Origin of the sequence: Palleronia salina (genome assembly GCF_900141995.1) — a bacterium.
Lineage (GTDB): Bacteria > Pseudomonadota > Alphaproteobacteria > Rhodobacterales > Rhodobacteraceae > Palleronia > Palleronia salina.
In genome coordinates, this window is record NZ_FQZA01000004.1 from 103,845 (window position 1) to 121,657 (window position 17,813).

The 17,813-nt window shown below is 69.1% G+C and carries 16 protein-coding genes; 8 read left to right on the plus strand and 8 right to left on the minus strand.

Going from position 1 to position 17,813, the window contains the following annotated elements; translation table 11 throughout:
• Window positions 1–36: 36 nt before the first annotated feature.
• Together BUB76_RS07715 and BUB76_RS07720 are read right to left on the minus strand one after the other, a co-directional pair.
• Window positions 37–1,653, minus strand: a complete 1,617-nt coding sequence (locus BUB76_RS07715) for a peptide ABC transporter substrate-binding protein (protein ID WP_073128189.1) — start codon at window positions 1,651–1,653, stop codon at window positions 37–39.
• Between the two features lie 379 nt (window positions 1,654–2,032).
• Window positions 2,033–2,494, minus strand: a complete 462-nt coding sequence (locus tag BUB76_RS07720; protein ID WP_073128190.1) for an Lrp/AsnC family transcriptional regulator — start codon at window positions 2,492–2,494, stop codon at window positions 2,033–2,035.
• Window positions 2,495–2,634: 140 nt separating this feature from the next.
• Here BUB76_RS07720 and cysG point away from each other — a divergent pair, with 140 nt between their 5' ends.
• The 6 genes from cysG to BUB76_RS07750 all read left to right on the plus strand — a co-directional run bounded on the left by cysG (window position 2,635) and on the right by BUB76_RS07750 (window position 8,155).
• Window positions 2,635–4,059, plus strand: coding sequence for a siroheme synthase CysG (gene cysG, locus BUB76_RS07725; RefSeq protein ID WP_073128191.1), 1,425 nt, complete (start codon window positions 2,635–2,637; stop codon window positions 4,057–4,059).
• The gene (locus BUB76_RS07730) at window positions 4,056–4,361 is read left to right on the plus strand and encodes a DUF2849 domain-containing protein (protein ID WP_073128192.1); all 306 of its coding nucleotides are present in this window, start codon (window positions 4,056–4,058) and stop codon (window positions 4,359–4,361) included. Before cysG ends, BUB76_RS07730 begins: the two co-directional genes overlap by 4 nt.
• Before the next feature lie 59 nt (window positions 4,362–4,420).
• Window positions 4,421–6,088, plus strand: coding sequence for a nitrite/sulfite reductase (locus tag BUB76_RS07735; RefSeq protein ID WP_073128193.1), 1,668 nt, complete (start codon window positions 4,421–4,423; stop codon window positions 6,086–6,088).
• Complete coding sequence (locus BUB76_RS07740) at window positions 6,078–6,809, plus strand: phosphoadenylyl-sulfate reductase (protein ID WP_073128194.1); 732 nt, start codon at window positions 6,078–6,080, stop codon at window positions 6,807–6,809. Before BUB76_RS07735 ends, BUB76_RS07740 begins: the two co-directional genes overlap by 11 nt.
• A 64-nt stretch (window positions 6,810–6,873) precedes the next feature.
• Window positions 6,874–7,245, plus strand: a complete 372-nt coding sequence (locus BUB76_RS07745) for a DUF934 domain-containing protein (protein WP_073128195.1) — start codon at window positions 6,874–6,876, stop codon at window positions 7,243–7,245.
• 73 nt (window positions 7,246–7,318) lie between these two features.
• Entirely contained in the window at window positions 7,319–8,155 is an 837-nt protein-coding gene (locus tag BUB76_RS07750) for a ferredoxin--NADP reductase (protein WP_073128196.1), read from the plus strand.
• An 86-nt stretch (window positions 8,156–8,241) separates the two neighbouring features.
• Here BUB76_RS07750 and BUB76_RS07755 read toward each other — a convergent pair whose 3' ends face one another.
• Complete coding sequence (locus BUB76_RS07755) at window positions 8,242–9,399, minus strand: hypothetical protein (protein ID WP_139250812.1); 1,158 nt, start codon at window positions 9,397–9,399, stop codon at window positions 8,242–8,244.
• A 119-nt stretch (window positions 9,400–9,518) separates the two neighbouring features.
• On the opposite strand from BUB76_RS07755, the gene infC reads away from it, so the two are divergent.
• Window positions 9,519–10,112 carry a translation initiation factor IF-3 gene (gene infC, locus BUB76_RS07760; protein ID WP_073128198.1) on the plus strand — a complete coding sequence of 198 codons (594 nt, stop codon included), beginning with the start codon at window positions 9,519–9,521 and terminating at the stop codon, window positions 10,110–10,112.
• A gap of 80 nt (window positions 10,113–10,192) precedes the next feature.
• A complete protein-coding gene (locus BUB76_RS07765) occupies window positions 10,193–11,299 on the plus strand; it encodes an endonuclease/exonuclease/phosphatase family protein (RefSeq protein ID WP_073128199.1) in 1,107 nt (368 codons plus the stop codon).
• A 12-nt stretch (window positions 11,300–11,311) separates the two neighbouring features.
• Here BUB76_RS07765 and BUB76_RS07770 read toward each other — a convergent pair whose 3' ends face one another.
• The 5 genes from BUB76_RS07770 to BUB76_RS07790 all read right to left on the minus strand — a co-directional run bounded on the left by BUB76_RS07770 (window position 11,312) and on the right by BUB76_RS07790 (window position 17,740).
• Complete coding sequence (locus BUB76_RS07770) at window positions 11,312–12,298, minus strand: molybdopterin-binding protein (protein ID WP_073128200.1); 987 nt, start codon at window positions 12,296–12,298, stop codon at window positions 11,312–11,314.
• Complete coding sequence (locus tag BUB76_RS07775; RefSeq protein WP_073128201.1) at window positions 12,298–13,272, minus strand: XdhC family protein; 975 nt, start codon at window positions 13,270–13,272, stop codon at window positions 12,298–12,300. The genes BUB76_RS07770 and BUB76_RS07775 overlap by 1 nt, the downstream gene beginning before the upstream one ends.
• A gap of 274 nt (window positions 13,273–13,546) precedes the next feature.
• The gene (locus BUB76_RS07780) at window positions 13,547–15,370 is read right to left on the minus strand and encodes an OmpA family protein (protein WP_073128202.1); all 1,824 of its coding nucleotides are present in this window, start codon (window positions 15,368–15,370) and stop codon (window positions 13,547–13,549) included.
• 65 nt (window positions 15,371–15,435) lie between these two features.
• On the minus strand, window positions 15,436–16,698 hold the full coding sequence (locus BUB76_RS07785) for a vWA domain-containing protein (RefSeq protein ID WP_073128203.1): 1,263 nt from the start codon (window positions 16,696–16,698) through the stop codon (window positions 15,436–15,438).
• A gap of 130 nt (window positions 16,699–16,828) precedes the next feature.
• Entirely contained in the window at window positions 16,829–17,740 is a 912-nt protein-coding gene (locus BUB76_RS07790; RefSeq protein ID WP_073128204.1) for an AAA family ATPase, read from the minus strand.
• Window positions 17,741–17,813 lie beyond the last annotated feature (73 nt).

Here is a 17,813-nt window from a genome sequence, read left to right on the forward strand (position 1 = left end):
CGGGCGGGGGCCGCCCGCGCCGGTGTCAGGGAAGGATCAGTCTTCCGCCACGCGGTAAAAGTCCTTCACGTACCAGTTGTTTTCCACGTTGTTCATGGGGAAGCCCTTCAGCGTCGGGTCCAGCAGGAACGAGTTGGCGTAGTGGTAGATCGGGATGATCGGCATTTCCTGCGCCAGCACCTGCTCGGCGGCGGTATAGGCCTCCTGCGGGTTCTCGGCGGTGGTCGCCGACGCGATCAGGTTGTCGTATTCCTCGTTCGAGAACTTGCCCGAGTTCTGGGGCACGCCCGTGGTCAGCAGGTCGAGGAAGGTCGACGCCTCGTTGTAGTCGCCGCACCAGGCCGCGCGAGCCACGTCGAAGCCGCCGGCGCGCCGGGTTTCCAGGTAGGTCGACCATTCCTGGTTCTCGAGCGTCGTCTCGACCCCCAGCTTCTGACTCCACATCTGGCTGATGACCGTGGCGATCTGACGGTGCGACTCGTCGGTGTTGTAGAGCAGGTCGAGATTGACGTCGGTGTATCCCACCTCGTCCCAAAGGCGCTTGGCCTCTTCGTCACGCTCGGCCTGGGTCCAGCCGGCATACTCGATCTCGGGGGCCGAGAAGCCCGAGGTCGCGTCGGGCGTGAACGAGAAGGCCGGCGTCTGGCCGCCCTGCAGGATGCGGTCGGTGATGATCTCGCGATCGATGGCCAGGCCAAGCGCGCGACGCACGCGGGCGTCCTTCAGGGCCTCGGGGCCGCCCTCACCCTGGTTCAGCGTGTAATAGTACGAACAGAGCCGCGGCGTGGAGTGCGCGGCATCGGGGTATTCTTCCTGCAGGCGCGGGAAGGTGCCGGCCGGCACGGGCTCCAGCAGGTCGAACTCGCCCGCTTCCCACCGGGTCAAAGCCTGGCTGGTGTCGTTGATGACGTAGGAGGTCACTTCCTCGATCACGGTGTTCTCGGCGTCCCAGTACTCGGGGTTCTTGGTGGCCGACCAGAACTCGTTCAGGCTGACCTCGCTCAGGGTGTATGCGCCGTTCGAGACGATGTTCTCGGGGTCGAGCCAGTTGTCGTCGTGCTCCTCGATGGTGGCCTGCGGCGTGGGGAAAAGCGTCGTGTGCGTGGTCATCAGCGGGAAATACGGCTTGGGACCGGTCAGCGTGACGCGCAGGGTGGTGGCGTCCACCGCCTCGACGCCCAGCGCGTCGGGCTCCATCTCGCCGGCGATGATCTCGGCCGCGTTGACGATGCCCGACAGCTCGACGAACCAGGCATAGCTGGACGCGGTGGCCGGGTCTGCAGCGCGGCGCCAGGCGTAGACGAAATCGCCGGCCGTCACCGGCTCGCCGTTGGACCAGCGGGCGTTGTCGCGCAGGGTGAAGGTATAGACGGTGTTGTCGTCGTTCACCTCGAACCCGGTGGCGACGCCGGGCACCAGGTCCCCGTTCTCGTCCTGGTTCATCAGCCCTTCGAACAGCTGGCGCGCGGCGTGGCTGCCCGGCACGCCTTCGATCAGCTGCGGGTCGATCGAGGCGAACTGGTCGAGCTCGCGATAGGAAAAGGTCTGGTTGTCGGCCAGCGTCACGCCGTCGGGCACGTCGGCGGCCTGGACCGCACCGGCGGCGAGCATGGCGGTGGCGCTCGCCATGGAAAGGAATGTGGTTCTGTTCATGATTTGGATCTCCCTGCGTGGTTCCGGGCCGATATGGCGGCACCGTTCCATTTCGATGGCAGGTAGAAAGCCAGTTACAGCCGATGCACGCAACCGCCACCGGCAGCATCCCGCCCGCTTGACGCCCGGTCAACCCGGGGTTGCAGAAACCGGGCTTTGCCATCCGCTTTGCAGAAGATGGCGCAAGTCGTGCAGCAGTCGATAATATTCGATCCGAAAAGCTGCGCGGCCCGGCGCATCCATTGCGCATGGTCTGGTCCGCCGCGGACAGCGTCTTTCTGACGTTTTCTTGAAGAAAACGGTCCGCGGCGTTCTCAGGATGCACAACGGGCGGGCAAATACCAACGCGGGCGCCGCGCTCCGACGGGGTGCGTTCGACTCAGACCGGCAGCTCGGTCGTGCTCTTCAGTTCTTCCATCGACAGCAACGCGGTGACGTTGTGGATCTTCACCTGCGCGATCAGCGCCTGGTAGAAACTGTCATAGGCCCGCGCGTTGGCCACGCGCACCTTCAGGATGTAGTCGATATCGCCCGCCAGCCGGTGCGCCTCGAGCACCTCGGGACGGGCGCGCAGCGTTTCGAGGAAGCGATTCTGCCACTGGGCGTCGTGTTCCGACGTGCGGATCAGCACGAAGAAGCACGCTTCCAGTCCCAGCTTCTCGGGGTCCAGCAGCACGGTCTGCTGGCCGATGACCCCGGCCTCACGCAGCTTGCGCATCCGGTTCCAGACGGGCGTCTTCGACGAGCCCACCGTCTTGGCGATGTCATCCAGGGATTGCCCGGCGTCGCGCTGCACCGCGCGCAGGATTTTCCGGTCCAGCGCATCCAGTTGAACGTTCATTCCAAACCTACCTCCCCAAGCGAAACACCGTTCCGCAGGCGGCGTGATGCGGAACAAACGTTCCTTAACTCGGCCGGGACCCTGCCGGGAAGGGGGAAAATGTTCTATCTGTCAGGGCAAGCAACCAAACGGATTCCGCGATGAAGCACTTTCCGATCTTCCTGGCCGTCGAGGGCCGCCGCATCGTCCTGGCGGGCGGTGGCGATGCCGCGCTGGCCAAGCTGCGGCTGCTGATGAAGACCGATGCGCGCATCACGGTGCTGGCCGAGGACCCGGCCCCCGAGATCGAGACCTGGGCCGCACAGGGCAAGCTGGTCCTGCACCGTCGCGCCATGGCGCCCGGCGACGCGATCTGCGCCAAGCTGTTCTACGCGGCCTCCGAGGATGCGGACGAGGATGCGCGCACCGCCGCAATCGCCCATGCCGAGGGCGCGCTGGTCAACATCGTCGACAACCTGCACGACAGCGCCTTCATCACGCCCGCGATCGTCGACCGCGACCCGGTCACCGTGGCCATCGGCACCGAGGGTGCGGCGCCCGTGCTGGCCCGCCAGATCAAGCGCGACCTGGAAGAACGCCTGCCCGCCGCCCTGGGCACGCTCGCGCGCATCGGCAAGGAATTCCGCAAGATGGCCGACCGCCTGCCCTTCGGTCGGCCGCGTCGCGACTTCTGGTCCGACTACTACAACCGCACCGGCCCCCGCGACATCGCGGGCGGCGAGGACGCCGTGCGCGCCGGCCTGGACGACCTTCTGGGGAATCACCTCGGTGTCCAGGCGCGCGACGGCCACGTGCACTTCGTGGGCGCAGGCCCCGGCGATCCGGACCTTCTGACCATGAAGGCCCGCCGCGCCCTGCACGAGGCCGACGTGGTGATCCACGACAGGCTGGTCACGCCCGAGATTCTGGAACTCGCGCGCCGCGAGGCGATGATCCTCGACGTGGGCAAGACCGGCTTCGGCCCGTCCACCAGCCAGGACGACATCAACGACCTGATCGTGCGTCACGGGCTGGAAGGTGCGCAGGTCGTCCGCCTGAAGTCGGGCGATCCCACCGTCTTCGGCCGACTGGACGAGGAGCTCGAGGCCGTCGAGGCCGCCGGGATCGCCCATACCATCGTGCCGGGCATCACCGCCGCCTCGGCCGCCGTCGCGGGCCTTGGTCAAAGCCTGACCCGGCGCGGCCGCAACGCCGAGGTGCGGTTCCTGACCGGCCATGACATGAAGGGTTTCGCCGATCACGATTGGGCCGCGCTGGCCCGCCCCGGAGCGGTCGCGGCGATCTACATGGGCAAGCGCGCCGCGCGGTTCATGCAGGGCCGGCTGATGATGCACGGGGCCGACCCGGCCACGCCGGTCACCGTCGTCGAGAACGCCGGGCGTCCGACCATGCGCGTGCTGCCCAGCACGCTGTCGCAGCTCGAGCCGGACCTGTCCGAGGCCGGGCTGACGGGGCCCGCCGTGGTGATGCTGGGCCTCGCGCCGCGCGCCGCCGTCACGGCCCTGTCGCAGACCGACGTCACACTGTCCGCACCCGATGCAACCGCGAAGGAGGCCATGCTATGAGCCGCCGTTTCACCCCCAAGGTCGTCACCGCCAATCACCTGATGGAGGGCGACGCCATATGGCTGTGCGAGGACGACAGCTGGACCCGCGACATGTCCCGCGCCGAGATCCTCGAGGACGTGGCCCATGCCGACCTGCGGCTGCTGCACGCGCAGGCGCAGCCGCATATCGCGGTGGGCGCATACCTCGCCGATGCCGAGCCGACGCCGAAAGGTCCGCAGCCGACCCATTTCCGCGAGGCGTTCCGCACGCGCGGTCCCTCGAACTATGACCATGGCAAGCAGGCCGAGGCGGATCTCTGATCCCGGCGCTTGACCTTTTCGAACATCCTGCCCGCCACCGGGCATGACAGGAGCCGATGATGTATCACTATTCCGATTTCGACGCCGCCTTCGTCCGCGAACGCGTGGCGCAGTTCCGCGGCCAGGTCGAACGCCGCATCGACGGGTCGCTGACCGAGGATGAATTCAAGCCGCTGCGCCTGATGAACGGGCTGTACCTGCAATTGCACGCCTACATGCTGCGGGTGGCGATCCCCTATGGCACGATTAACGGCCGCCAGATGCGTCAGCTGGCGATGATCGCAAAACGCTGGGACAAGGGCTATGGCCACTTCACCACGCGCCAGAACATCCAGTTCAACTGGCCCAAGCTGGCCGACGTGCCCGACATGCTGGACGCGCTGGCGGACGTGGAAATGCACGCCATCCAGACCAGCGGCAACACCATCCGCAACGTGACCGCCGACCATTTCGCCGGGGCCGCGGGCGACGAGATCGCCGATCCGCGCCCCTATGCCGAGCTGCTGCGGCAGTGGTCCACCGACCACCCCGAGTTCCAGTTCTTGCCGCGCAAGTTCAAGGTCGCCGTCACCGGGGCCGAGGCCGACCGCGCCGTGATCCGTGCCCACGACATCGGCCTGCAGATCGTCGAGCGTGACGGCGCGCGCGGCTTCCGCGTCTTCGTGGGCGGCGGTCTCGGGCGCACGCCGATGATCGGCAAGGTCCTGCGCGACTTCCTGCCCGAGGAGGACCTGCTGCCCTACTCCGAGGCCATCGTGTCGGTCTGGAACCTGCTGGGCCGCCGCGACAACAAGTACAAGGCCCGGATCAAGATCACCGTGCACGAGCACGGGGTCGAGGAGATCTCGCGCCTGGTCGAGGAGCGCTTCGCCCAGATCCGCCCGAACTTCTCGGGCGTGGATCAGCAGATGCTGGCCGCGATCCGCAAGCAGTTCTCGCTGCCCGACCTGGACGACCGCCCGATGGACGGCTTCACGGCCGCCTACGACTCGGATCCGGTGTTCCGCTCGTGGGTGGACACCAACGTGACCGCGCATCGCCGCGACGACCACGCCATCGTGTCGATCTCGCTCAAGGCCCATGGCGCCACGCCCGGCGACGCGACGTCCGAACAGATGGAAGTCATGGCCGCGCTGGCCGAGGGCTTCGGCCACGACGAGCTGCGCATCAGCCACGAGCAGAACGTCATCCTGCCCCACGTGGCGCGTGCCGACCTGCCTACGATCCACGCCACGCTGAGGGAAGCGGGCCTGGCCACCGCCAATATCGGCCTCGCGTCCGACATCATCGCCTGCCCCGGCATGGATTACTGCGCCCTGGCCACCGCCCGGTCGATCCCCGTCGCCCAGGACATCGCCACGCGCCTGGACGCGCTGAAGGTCGAGCGCGACGTGGGCCCGCTCAAGATCAAGATCTCGGGCTGCATCAATGCCTGCGGCCACCACCACGTGGGCCATATCGGCATCCTGGGGCTCGATCGGGCGGGGGTCGAGAACTACCAGATCACGCTGGGCGGCGACGGGACCGAGGACGCGGCCATCGGCACGCGCACCGGCCCCGGCTTCGCCTACGACCAGATCGTTCCGGCGGTCGAGCGCCTGATCGACTGCTATCTCGACCTGCGCGAGGACCCGTCCGAGACCTTCATCCAGGCCTATCGCCGCGTGGGCATGGGCCCGTTCAAATCCGCGCTGTATCCCAAGAAGGAGGCCGCACGTGCCGCTTGAATCCCCCCTCGCCCCCGCGGCCGAACGGGCTGCCGAGCTGAACGCGCGCTACGCGCATCACGGCGCCGTTGCGGTTCTGCGCCACGCACTCACCGATCCGCAGGTCGGGACCAGCGCCCTGGTTTCGAGCTTCGGGGCCGAGTCGGTGGTCCTTCTGCACATGCTCAGCCGCATCGACCGCAGCGTACCGGTGGTCTTCCTCGACACCGAGATGCTGTTCCCCGAGACGCTGGACTACCAGCGCGACGTGGCCGCGCGGCTGGAGCTGACCGATGTCCGCCGCGTGCGGCCCGACCGGGCGCAGGTCCTGACCCGCGACAGCGACGGCGTGCTGCACCGCTCGGACCCCGACGCCTGCTGCACCCTGCGCAAGACCGAGCCGCTGGAACGCGCGCTGAAGGGCTTCGACGCCTGGATCACCGGGCGCAAGCGGTTCCAGGGCGGCGCGCGCACCGCGATGGAGTTCTTCGAGGCGGATGCCGACGGGCGGATCAAGGTCAACCCGCTGGCCCACTGGGACAAGGCGGACGTGCAGGACTACATGCTGAACAACCGCCTGCCGCGCCACCCGCTGACGCGCGACGGCTTCGCCTCGATCGGCTGCGCCCCCTGCACCTCGCGGGTGAAGCCCGGCGAGGACGAGCGCGCGGGCCGCTGGCGCGGCCTCGACAAGGTCGAGTGCGGCATCCACTTCGAGAACGGCCGCGCCGTGCGGGGCTGAACCGCCGCGAGTCCAGGTATTTTTGGAAAGATGAAGACGGACGTCTTCGCGAGAGGATGAAACGATGAGCGTGATCGTGACAGACGCGGGCTTCGGCCCGGACACATGGACGGGCGACGCGGCGCTGGACCTGCCGTCGGACACCCCGCCCGCCGAGCTCGAGGCCGCGCTGGGTGCCGAACTGGTCCGCGTGGACTTCCCCAGCTTCTCGGACGGGCGTGGCTTCACCCTGGCCGCGATGCTGCGGCGCATGGGCTATGCCGGGCGCCTGCGCGCGCGGGGCCACGTCATCGCCGACCAGTACGCCATGGCGCGCCGGTCGGGCTTCGACGAGATCGAGATCGACGAGGCGCTGGCCGCGCGCCAGCCCGAGGACCAGTGGCTGGCCCGCGCCGACTGGCGTGCCCATGACTACCAGTCGCGCCTGCGCGGCTGAGCGCCGCCTTTCCCCCACCCGAAATTCCCGATAACGAGAGGCCGGACCGACCACCGCGGTCCGGAAACCAGCGATGAATGACATGACGCCCAGCCCCGCCCGTACCGACGCGGCCAGCGCCACCCGCGCCCTGCCCGACGCGCAGACCGTGACCGACGTGACCCATTGGACCGACCGGCTGTTTTCCTTCAAGGTCACGCGCCCCGCGTCCCTGCGCTTCCGCTCGGGCGAGTTCGTGATGATCGGGCTGTTGAAGGATGACGGCAAGCCGCTGCTGCGGGCCTATTCCATCGCCTCGCCCGCCTGGGACGACGAGCTGGAGTTCTATTCGATCAAGGTGCAGGACGGCCCGCTGACCAGCCGGTTGCAGCATATCCAGCCGGGCGAGCAGATCATCCTGCGCCCCAAGCCCGTCGGCACGCTCGTCCATGACGCGCTGCTGCCGGGCAAGCGGCTGTGGTTCTTCTCCACCGGCACAGGGATCGCGCCCTTCGCCAGCCTCATCCGCGAGCCGCAGACCTACAGCGACTACGACGAGGTGATCCTGACCCATACCTGCCGCGACGTGGCCGAGCTGGAATACGGCCGCCGCCTGGTCGAGCAGGTCAAGTCGGACGAGATGCTGGCCGAACTGACCGAGGGCGGCACCTCGAAGCTGCGCTATTACCCGACGACCACCCGGGAAGAGAGCCCGAAGATGGGGCGGATCACCGACCTGATCGACAACGGCACGCTGTTCGACGACCTGGGCCTGCCGCACGGCCTGAGCCCCGAGACCGACCGCGCCATGGTCTGCGGGTCGATCGGGCTGAACACCGACCTGAAGGCGATCTTCGAGCGCCATGGCCTGCGCGAGGGCGCCAACAGCGCGCCCGCGGAGTTCGTGGTGGAGAAGGCCTTCGTCGGCTGACACGACCGGCCCGCGCCGGATCACGGAATGAAAAAGGCCGCTGCGCAATGCAGCGGCCTTTCGTCTTTCGCGGCGGTTCGGCCCCGTCACTCGGTCGTGGCGTCGGTCCCGTCGTCCAGAGCGGGAAGCTCCAGCGCCTCGCGAACACGTTCGAGCACGTCGCGCAGCGTGTCGGGCGAGCCTTCCGCGGCGCGCAGCGCCTCGGTCAGCGTACGCTGCTGCAAGGCCCCCAGGTCGGAGTTCTCGATACCGGCCAGTGCGCGGTCGAGATCGAACTCGTCCACGGTGAGGATGGTGTCGAGCGTGGTCTCGCCATCGGCCGTGGCGCCGACCACGCCTTCGTCGGTCGCGGCCTCGACGGTCTCGTCCTGCGCGGCGGTGGTCGGCGATTCGCCGTTCTCGATGGCCGCGACGGCGGCCGAGGTGGCCTCCTGCGACGCGTCTCCGATATCGCTCGTTTCTTCCTCGACCTCGGCGGCGACACCGTCCACCGCGACGTCGACGTCGGGTGCGGCGTCTTCGGCAGCCTCTTCGGTGGCCTGGGCGGCCTCGGCCGTTTCGGTCGCGACGTCCCCGGCGGCGTCCGCGGTCTCCTCGACGCCCTCCTCGACGACCTCTTCGGTTGCCTGCGCGGCCTCGGCGGTCTCGGCCGCGGCTTCATCGGCGGCCTCCCCGGTCGCCTCGGCAGCGGCTTCGGCGCCGGACTCGACCGCTTCACCGGTCGCCTCGGCCGCGGCGTTCGCGCCGTCCTCGACGGTATCCGCGGTGGCCTCGGCAGCGTCTTCCGCCATGTCGCCTGCGGCGTCTGCGGACTGGGCGGCCTCGATCGCCGCGTCCTCGGCCGTCGCCTCGGCGACCTCGCCCGCCGCCTCGGCGCCTTCCATCACCTCGTCGACCTCGTTCGCGACCTCGTCCGCCGCGGTATCGGCCGTCTGCTCGGTCAAGTTCAGGGCGTCGTCCACGGCGTCGGACGCCGCGGTCATGGCGCCGTCGACCGCCTCCGCCGCGTCGTCTGCCGCCTGGTCCAGCTGCTCGGCCAGCGCGTCCGTGGCATCCTCGGCTTCGTCGGCGGCCGCGTCCGCGGCGGCATCGGCGGCATCCGCGGTCTCGGCGCCGGCCTCTTCCACCGCCTCGGCGGCCTGCTCGGTCTCGGTCTCGACCGTCGTGCTGGTGTCGTCCTCTTCCTGGCAGGCGGCGACAAGCATGCCGGCGGCCAGAAGCGCGATGAGGGATGTGGTGCGCATCATCGTCGCAACCTCCATTCGTCTTACATGTTCAGTTGTCGCATAGATAGCGCCCCCAGAGGTGTTGAAAAGCGCCCGGACGTCGCGGGATCGGCGCGAACACGCCTTGAAAGCCCGTCTTGGCGCGGCTACTTTCCACTTCCGTAAATCATGACCGAAAGGATACCCCCATCGCCCGCAGACCTCACAACGCGCCGCCCACACGCGACACCGGCCCCCGTGTCAACGGCCGCATCCGAGCGCCGGAAATCCGCCTCATCGGCGCCGACGGTGAAAACGTGGGCGTGGTCAGCCCTGATCGTGCCATGGAGCTTGCCGAGGAGGCCGGGCTGGACCTGGTCGAAATCTCGCCCAACGCCAAGCCGCCGGTCTGCAAGATCATGGACTTCGGCAAGTTCAAGTACGAACAGCAGAAGCGCGAGTCCGAGGCCCGCAAGAAACAGAAGACGATCGAGGTGAAGGAGGTGAAATTCCGCCCCAACACCGACACGCACGACTATGACGTCAAGATGCGCAACGTCGTCAAGTTTCTGGAAGCCGGCGACAAGGTGAAGGTCACGCTGCGGTTCCGCGGCCGCGAGATGGCGCACCAGAACCTGGGCCGCGAGCTGCTGGAACGGGTGGCCGACGACACCAAGGAAATCGGCAAGGTCGAGAACTTCCCCAAGATGGAAGGCCGGCAGATGGTCATGATGATCGGCCCGACCAAGTGACCGGCCCACGCCGAGCCTGAACCAACGCGGGCGGCCCCGGGGCCGCCCAATTCGTGACCAAGACCCGCCGGGGACCTTCGATGCTCAATACCGTCATGGTCACCGTGATCATTCTGGGAGCGGCACTGGTCGTCATCGGGACGCTTCTGCCGCTGGTCCCCTCGCACGCGTGGTGGGTGCGTGGCTGGGACTTCCCCCGTGTCCAGCTGCTTATCCTGGGGGTCGCGATCCTTGTCATCGGTTTGCTGGCGAGCTTTCCCGGCAAGCTTGTCGTGCTGGGCGTTGTGCTGGTCGCGTGCGTCTACCAGGCGGTGCGCATCGTGCCCTACACGCCGCTTTATCCCAAGGAAATGAAGCTGGTCGACGACGTGGCCTCGGGCTCGCAGATCGTCCTGCTGTCCTCGAATGTCGAGATGCCGAACGACCGCCACGACGTGGTGGCCGAGCTGATCGAAACGGTCGATGCCGATATCGTCTTCCTGATGGAAACCGACCAGACTTGGTACGACAGCCTCGAGCCGAAGCTATCGGCATACCCCACTGTCGTGACCGAGCTGCGCGACAACTACTACGGCGCGATCTTCGCCACGCGTCTGAAGGTGAACGAGGCGCGGTTCGTCTATCTCAGCCACGACGACACGCCGACCCTTTTCGCCGAGTTGGAAACGCAGGACGGCCACACCTTCCGCTTCGTCGGCCTGCATCCGCGTCCGCCGGTGCCCGGCAACACCACCCGCGACCGGGACGCCGAGATCATCTATTCGGCCCGCTTCGCCCGCAAGACCGGGCTACCGCTGATCGCCGTGGGCGATTTCAACGACGCGGCGTGGTCCGACACCTCGCGGCGGTTCAAGCGCGTCGGCGGCTATGTCGACCCGCGCGTGGGCCGTGGCCTGATCGCCAGCTTCGACGCCCAGTCGCGACTGGTGCGCGTCCCCATCGACCAGTTCTACGCGACGCCCGACATCGCCGTGGCCAGCTTCGCGCGCGGGCCCAATATCGGGTCCGACCATTTCCCGCTGATCGCGCGCATCGACCTGGACGAGGACAAGGCACGCGCGGCGAACAACCCGCCCGCGCCGCTGAACCCCGACGAGATCGAGGAGTTCGACCGCATCGCGGCCGAGTATCGCGCGGACCTGAAGGACCCCAACCTGCCGAAACCGGGCTTTCCTGACGAGAACTGAGACGCGCCGCGCTCAGCCGCCCCGCGGGTGCGGGCGCGACGGCGGCTCCTTCAGCAGGCCGCCCACGCCCATCGCGGCGAAATCCGCATCGTCGGGCGGACACCCACAGGCCACCCGTTCGAGCACCCAGTCGGCCCCGTTCAACGCCGGCGAGCGCGCGCAGCCCGGAAGCCCAATGACGGGGCGGCCCGACAGGTCGCCCAGGAACAACAGGTTGCCGGGATCGACCGGCATGCCGAAGCGCAGCAGCCGTCCCCCCGCCTTTTCCAGGCCCAGCGGCCCGACGTCGCGCGCGTCGGACGTGGCCGAGGCCGTCAGGAGCAGCAGAAGATCGGCAGCGGAGGCGCCCAACGCTCGGGCGATGGCATCCGGCGCATGGGCCACCACTTCGACCGACGACAGATCGATGCCCAGCCGTTGCAGGCGCATGGCGATGGCGGACTCGCCCTTGCCCGGCCCCTGCCCCATGTCGGTGATGATCAGCGCGGCGTCCGCGACGGTCACCGGCCGCGCTCGCAGCGCCGCCCGGGCCAGCGCGGCCCCCCGGGTGACCAGCGCGGCGGGGACCGCGTAGGTGATGATCTTTACGGTCGCCACCATCTGGCCGGGCGTGACCCGCGCGAAGGGCGGCAGGGTGGCGATGGTGACCGCGGGGTCCAGCGCGTTCAGCGCGTCCAGCGCCGCGCGGTCCAGCTCCAGCACCCCCGCCGCCGTGGCGTGTATGTTCACGCGTCCCGTCGCGGCCCGACCCAGTCGCAGGTGTGCCTCCTCGGGATCGGGCACCAGCGCCGCGGCCAGCGCGCGGGCCGCCTTGTCCTCGCCCATGTCATCGTCGCCGGGGCGCGCGACGATCACCTCGGTCGCCCCCATCGCGCGCAACGCCGCAAGGTCGCCATCGTCCAGGCGATGCCCCTTGCGCAGCCGGCCCTTCTGCAAGGGATGCGAGTGCGCAAGGATCGCGCCGGCGGCCTGCGACAGGGGAACGGGGCCGAACTCCATCAGCCGCGACGCAGGCGCTGAATGATTTCGGCCATGACGGCCACGGCGATCTCGGCCGGGCTGCGGGCACCGATATCGAGGCCCACCGGCGCATGGATGCGCGCGATGTCGTCGGGTCCGAATCCCTGCTCTTCCAGCCGCGCGACGCGCTTGGCGTGGGTCCGGGTCGACCCGAGGCAGCCCAGGTAGAAGACCGGCGAGCGCAGGGCCACAAGGATGGCGGGATCGTCGAGCTTGGGGTCGTGCGTCAGGGTCACCACGGCCGTGCGCGGGTCGAGCCCGTGCGCGGCCAGCGCCGCATCGGGCCAGTCGTGGATCAGCGTCTCGCCCGGGAACCGCGCCGCCGAGGCGAAGCTTTCGCGCGGGTCGACCAGAACTGCGTCGAACCCGGACAGCCGCGCCATCCGCATCAGCGGCTGGGCGATATGAACGCCCCCCACCACGACCATGCGCAGGGGCGGGTTGTGGATGGCGATGAAGCGCGCGCTGCCCTCCTCGAAGCCCGAGCGGTCCAGCCGGAACCGATCCGCGTGCGTCGGGGGGTGCTCGATCCCGCGCGTCCAGCTGTCGGTATCGACCGCATAGGCGACCTGTTGCCGCGCCGCGCGGGCGGCGACAAGCTCGGCCAGTAGGTCGCGCGGCAGGTCGGTGTCGCGGACCGGCTCGACCATGACGCGGATCCGCCCGCCGCAGGCCAGGCCCACCGCGAAGGCCTCGTCATCGCTGACCCCGAATTCCATCAGGCGCGATCCGCCGTCCTCGACCGCCTCCATCGCCTCGACCACCACGGCGCCCTCGACGCAGCCGCCCGAGACCGATCCCGCGATCTCGCCATCGCCCGAAATGGCCAGCTGGCTGCCCACCGGGCGCGGCGCCGAGCCCCAGGTCTCGATCACGGTGGCAAGCGCCGCGCCGCGGCCCGCGTCGACCCAGCGAAGGGCGATGGCCGGAATGTCATCGTGGTCGGCGGTCATGGGATGCTCCTGCAAATCGCGCCGATCCTAGCGGGGAGCGACAGCGGGTGAAACCGGCGCGATGCCCCGCGGGCCACGGCTTTGGTCGCAAGGCGGCAGCCGGTCGAGACGGCGGGCGGAGCGCCCAATCCCCTCATCATTCCGGAAGGACGCGATCCCACAGGAAAAAGGACGCGCACCGCTTGGCCGGTGCGCGCCCACTCTCATTACGCTGTGCCCGGACGTCGCCGGAGCCCGTGGGAAAGCTTGGCGGCCCCGAGGACGACGCGCGACCTCAGTTCGCCCGCGCGACCTGCAGCAGCGGCGTGATCCGGCGCAGGGTGGCGCGGCGGTTGGCGCGCTCGGCCTCCAGCGTCGGGACCTTCAGGAACCGCTCGCCATAGCCCTGGACCACCAGGTTCTCGGGCGGCACGTCGAAATACTCGGTCAGCGCCAGCGCCACAGATTCCGCGCGGCGGTCAGACAGCGCCAGGTTGTAGGCGGCGTTGCCCACCGCGTCGGTGTGCCCCTCGACCATGAAGATCTCGCGCGGGTTCTCCTCGATCCGTTCGCGGATGAAGCGGCCCAGCGCGGTCAGCTCGTCGGCCTGCTCGGGCTGGATCGCGGCCGATCCGGTCTCGAACGTGATGTTGTCCAGCGAGATCGCGGGCACCTGGTTGCGCACTTCCGCGATATTGCGGACCTGCGAGAGCGAATAGCCGCGATCGAACGCCCCCTCGTTGGCCAGCGCGCGGCGCAGGTCGTCCTCGGTCATCCCCGTGGTCTCGGTCGCGGGCTGCTGCAGACGGGTCACGTCCACGGCCTGCACCTCGGCGGTGTCGTCCAGCAGCACGGTCCGGGTGCCGTCCGGATCGATCCGGGTGCGGCGCAGGACGCGCAGGTCCGAATCGCGGATGGTGACGATGCGGGTGCCATCCTCGCGCGTGACGGTCGTCCGGGTCGAGCCGTCGTCGAAACGCTCGGTCGACACGTCGGTGCCGGGACGCTGAAGAATCGCCGTGTCGTCCTTGATCAGTTCGAGCCCGCCGTCCTGGCCCTCGACCACGACGCGGTCCTGCGACGAGGCGACGACCTGGCGGTTGTTGTTCAGAAGTGCGCCGACGGCCAGCACGCCCGCGCCCGCGATCAGGGCCTTCTGCAGGGTGCTGAGCCCGTCGTCATCGTCCTCGACCGCGACCTCGGCTTCGCCCTCGGCGGCGGCGGCGTCACGATCGATGGCGCTGTCGAAATCCTCGGTGGAGGAACGGGCGGTCTCGTCGGTCACGGTCTGGTTGGCGATTTCCTCGGCCGGCGCCGCGTCATCGTCGGTGGCCGCGACCTCGGCCGCGCCACCGCCCTCGAGGGCCGCGCGCTCGCTGTCGGTCATCTGGTTTTCAGGGGCCATCTCGGGGTTCTCGACCTCCGCGGTCTCGGACTCCGCCTCGGTCTCGGTGCCCGCTTCGGCCTGCGCCTCGGTCCCGGCGTCCGTCTCGGCATCTTCGGCCAGCCCTTCGGCCACGCGGGCGGCGTCATCATCGGCGGAAGGCGCGGTCTCGGCGGTCTCCGCTTCGGCCTCGGCTTCGGCGGCAGCGGCTTCCTCGGCGGCCTGCGCCTCGGCCGCGGCGGCGGCATCGGCCTGGGCCTGGGCCTGCTGTTCGGCGGCGGCTTCGGCTTCGGCGGCGGCGGCTTCCTCGGCGGCCTGCGCTTCTTCCGCGGCGGCGGCTTCGGCCTGGGCCTGCTGTTCGGCGGCGGCCTCGGCTTCGGCGGCGGCAGCTTCCTCGGCGGCCTGCGCTTCTTCCGCGGCGGCGGCTTCGGCTTGGGCCTGCTGTTCGGCAGCGGCCTCGGCTTCGGCGGCGGCAGCGGCTTCTTCGGCGGCCTGCGCCTCGGCCGCGGCATTGGCGTTCGCGGCGCCCTCGCCCTGCGGGCCGGCATCCAGAACGGCCTGGACCTCTTCGACGCTGATCCCCAGCGTTGCGGCGCAATCCTCGGCCCCGATCTCGGCGCAGACCTCGCGGATCTGCGCGGCGGTTGCGTCGTCCTGTTGCGCGAACGCGGCGTGCGGGAAGGCGAGGTGAAGCGACGCGACGAGCGCCGTGGTGGTGTTGAGCGTCTTACGCATGGGATCCTCCTGGTACGAACTCATTCGTTGCCCCCAGTAACGTCATCCCCGTGCGACAAGTTGCATCACGCCTCCGACAGGGCCGCCATCATGCGCGCCTTTTCGCCCACATCGTCGCGCCGGGCCAGGGCTGCGGCCAACCCTTCGAGCGATGCGATGTCGTGGCCCGCGCGGAAGCTGTCCACGTGCGGCATCATCGCGGCGATGCCCCTGGCGCGCGGTGCGAAGCCGTCGAAGCGCAGCAGCGGGTTCAGCCAGATCACCTTGCGCGCCGTCAGGTGCAGCCGCCGCATCGCCGCCTCGAGCTGCGCGGGATCCCCCCGGTCGAGCCCATCGGTGATCAGCAGCACGATCGCCCCCTGCCCCATCACCCGGCGCGACCAGTCGCGGTTGAAGGTCCGGAGGCATTCGCCGATCCGCGTGCCGCCTTCCCAGTCCTGCGCTTCGGCCCCGGCGGCGGCCAGGGCGGCGTCCACGTCGCGCCGGCGCAGGTGGCGGGTGATGTTGGTCAGCCGCGTGCCGAAGGTGAAGGCGTGGACCTGCGCCCAGCCGGCGCCCTTCTCGTTCGCCACCGCGTGCAGGAAATGCAGCACGGCGCGGGAATAGTGGGACATGGACCCCGAGATATCGCAGATCGCCACCAGGTTGGGCCAGCGGATGCGCTGGTCGCGGGTGGCGAAGCGGGTGATGTCACCGCCCTTGCGCATGGCCGCGCGCATGGTGGCGGGCCAGTCGGGGCGCGCGCCGTTCGGCGCCGCGATGGTGCGGCGTGATTTCAAGGGCTGCACCGGCAGGGTGAGGCGCGCGATCATCCGCTTCGCCCGCGCCATTTCGGCGGTGGACATCTGTTCGAAATCCAGCGTGCGCAGCCGTTCCTCGTCGGACACGGTGCGCGAGGCATCGATCTCGATCAGGGTTTCCTGCTCGTCCTCGTCGGGCTGGGGCACGTCGTCGGCCTCGGCCCCGTCGAGGATGGCTTCGGCCGCCCGTTTCTCGGCCGGCTTCGCCGTGCGGTCTTCCTGCGTGCCGCGCACCGAGGGCAGCAGCCAGCTCATCATCTGCTCCATGTAGCGCGGGTCGCGCCAGTAGAGCCGGAAGATCTGGTCGAACGTCTCGCGCTGGTCGGGCTTGGTGACGAAGCAGGCCTGCAGCGTGTAGTAGAAATCTCGCCGGTCGGTGAAGCCCGCCGCCTCGACCGCGCGGATCGCGTCCATGGTGCGGCCCGGCCCGATGGGCAGCCCGGCCTTCCTGAGCGCCCGGGCAAACCAGGTAATGTTCTGCGCGAGCTTGGGGTTCTCGGGCAGCTCGAGTTCGGCGAGCTCTACCATGGATGACCGGCGACGAGGGGGGCGCCGCCCCCCGCCCTGCGGGCCCCCCCGGAGTATTTCGCGACCAGTGATGATGCGGGCGCGGGACCCCGATGGCGGAGACTGTTGGGATCGGAGGCGCGTCGGGGCATCAGGCGGCGTTCAACTCGGCGCGGACCTTGTCGAGCAGCTGCGTGGCCTCGGCGCCCTGCAGTTTCTGGATATCGTCCTGGTATTTGAGGATCGCGCCCAGCGTGTCGGCGATGACCTGCGGGCTGAGCTCGATCATGTCGAGCGCCAGCAGGCATTTTGCCCAGTCGATCGTTTCGGCCACGCCCGGTTTCTTGAACAGATCCTCGCTGCGCAGGGCCTGCACGAAGGCGACGACCTCGCGGCTGAGGTTCTCGGCGGCCTCGGGCGCGCGGGCGTGCAGAATCTCGATCTCGCGGTCGAAATCGGGGTAGTCGACCCAGTGGTAGAGGCAGCGCCGCTTGAGCGCATCGTGCACCTCGCGCGTGCGGTTGGAGGTGAGGATGACGATGGGCGGCTCGGGCGCGCGGATGGTGCCGAGCTCGGGGATGGTGACGGCGAAATCGCTGAGCGCTTCGAGCAGGAAGGCCTCGAACGGGGCATCCGTGCGGTCGATCTCGTCGATGAGCAGGACCGGCGCGCCGCCCGGTTGCGGGCGCATGGCATCGAGCAGCGGGCGCGAGATCAGGTAGTCCTCGGTGAAAAGCTCGGTCTTCAGCGCGTCGCGGTCGGCCCCGCCCGTGGCCTCGGCGGTGCGGATGGCGATCATCTGCTCGGCGAAGTTCCATTCGTAGACGGCCGAGGCGGCGTCGAGCCCCTCGTAGCATTGCAGGCGGATGAGCTTGCGGCCCAGCGCGGCGGCGATGGCCTTGGCGATCTCGGTCTTGCCGGTGCCGGCCTCGCCTTCCAGGAAGAGCGGGCGGCCCAGCTTCATCGACAGAAACGCCACCGTGGCCAGCGCGCGGCCGCAGACGTAATCCTGCCCCGCCAGCGCGTCCTGCGCGGCATCGATCGACGCGGGAATTTCGAACATGCGGACACCTTCCTTGTGGGACACGCCTAGAACTGCACCCGCGGCGCGGAGGGTCAAGCAAGGCTAAGGTGGC

Excerpts from the sequence above, each read along its gene's own strand:
- BUB76_RS07785 (WP_073128203.1), bottom strand. The coding sequence starts at position 16,698 with ATGGTAGAGCTCGCCGAACTCGAGCTGCCCGAGAACCCCAAGCTCGCG.
- BUB76_RS07745 (WP_073128195.1), top strand. The coding sequence starts at position 6,874 with ATGAGCGTGATCGTGACAGACGCGGGCTTCGGCCCGGACACATGGACG.
- cysG (WP_073128191.1), top strand. The coding sequence starts at position 2,635 with ATGAAGCACTTTCCGATCTTCCTGGCCGTCGAGGGCCGCCGCATCGTC.
- BUB76_RS07730 (WP_073128192.1), top strand. The coding sequence starts at position 4,056 with ATGAGCCGCCGTTTCACCCCCAAGGTCGTCACCGCCAATCACCTGATG.
- BUB76_RS07735 (WP_073128193.1), top strand. The coding sequence starts at position 4,421 with ATGTATCACTATTCCGATTTCGACGCCGCCTTCGTCCGCGAACGCGTG.
- BUB76_RS07755 (WP_139250812.1), bottom strand. The coding sequence starts at position 9,399 with ATGCGCACCACATCCCTCATCGCGCTTCTGGCCGCCGGCATGCTTGTC.
- BUB76_RS07715 (WP_073128189.1), bottom strand. The coding sequence starts at position 1,653 with ATGAACAGAACCACATTCCTTTCCATGGCGAGCGCCACCGCCATGCTC.
- BUB76_RS07775 (WP_073128201.1), bottom strand. The coding sequence starts at position 13,272 with ATGACCGCCGACCACGATGACATTCCGGCCATCGCCCTTCGCTGGGTC.
- BUB76_RS07765 (WP_073128199.1), top strand. The coding sequence starts at position 10,193 with ATGCTCAATACCGTCATGGTCACCGTGATCATTCTGGGAGCGGCACTG.
- BUB76_RS07750 (WP_073128196.1), top strand. The coding sequence starts at position 7,319 with ATGAATGACATGACGCCCAGCCCCGCCCGTACCGACGCGGCCAGCGCC.
- BUB76_RS07780 (WP_073128202.1), bottom strand. The coding sequence starts at position 15,370 with ATGCGTAAGACGCTCAACACCACCACGGCGCTCGTCGCGTCGCTTCAC.
- BUB76_RS07790 (WP_073128204.1), bottom strand. The coding sequence starts at position 17,740 with ATGTTCGAAATTCCCGCGTCGATCGATGCCGCGCAGGACGCGCTGGCG.
- BUB76_RS07770 (WP_073128200.1), bottom strand. The coding sequence starts at position 12,298 with ATGGAGTTCGGCCCCGTTCCCCTGTCGCAGGCCGCCGGCGCGATCCTT.
- BUB76_RS07720 (WP_073128190.1), bottom strand. The coding sequence starts at position 2,494 with ATGAACGTTCAACTGGATGCGCTGGACCGGAAAATCCTGCGCGCGGTG.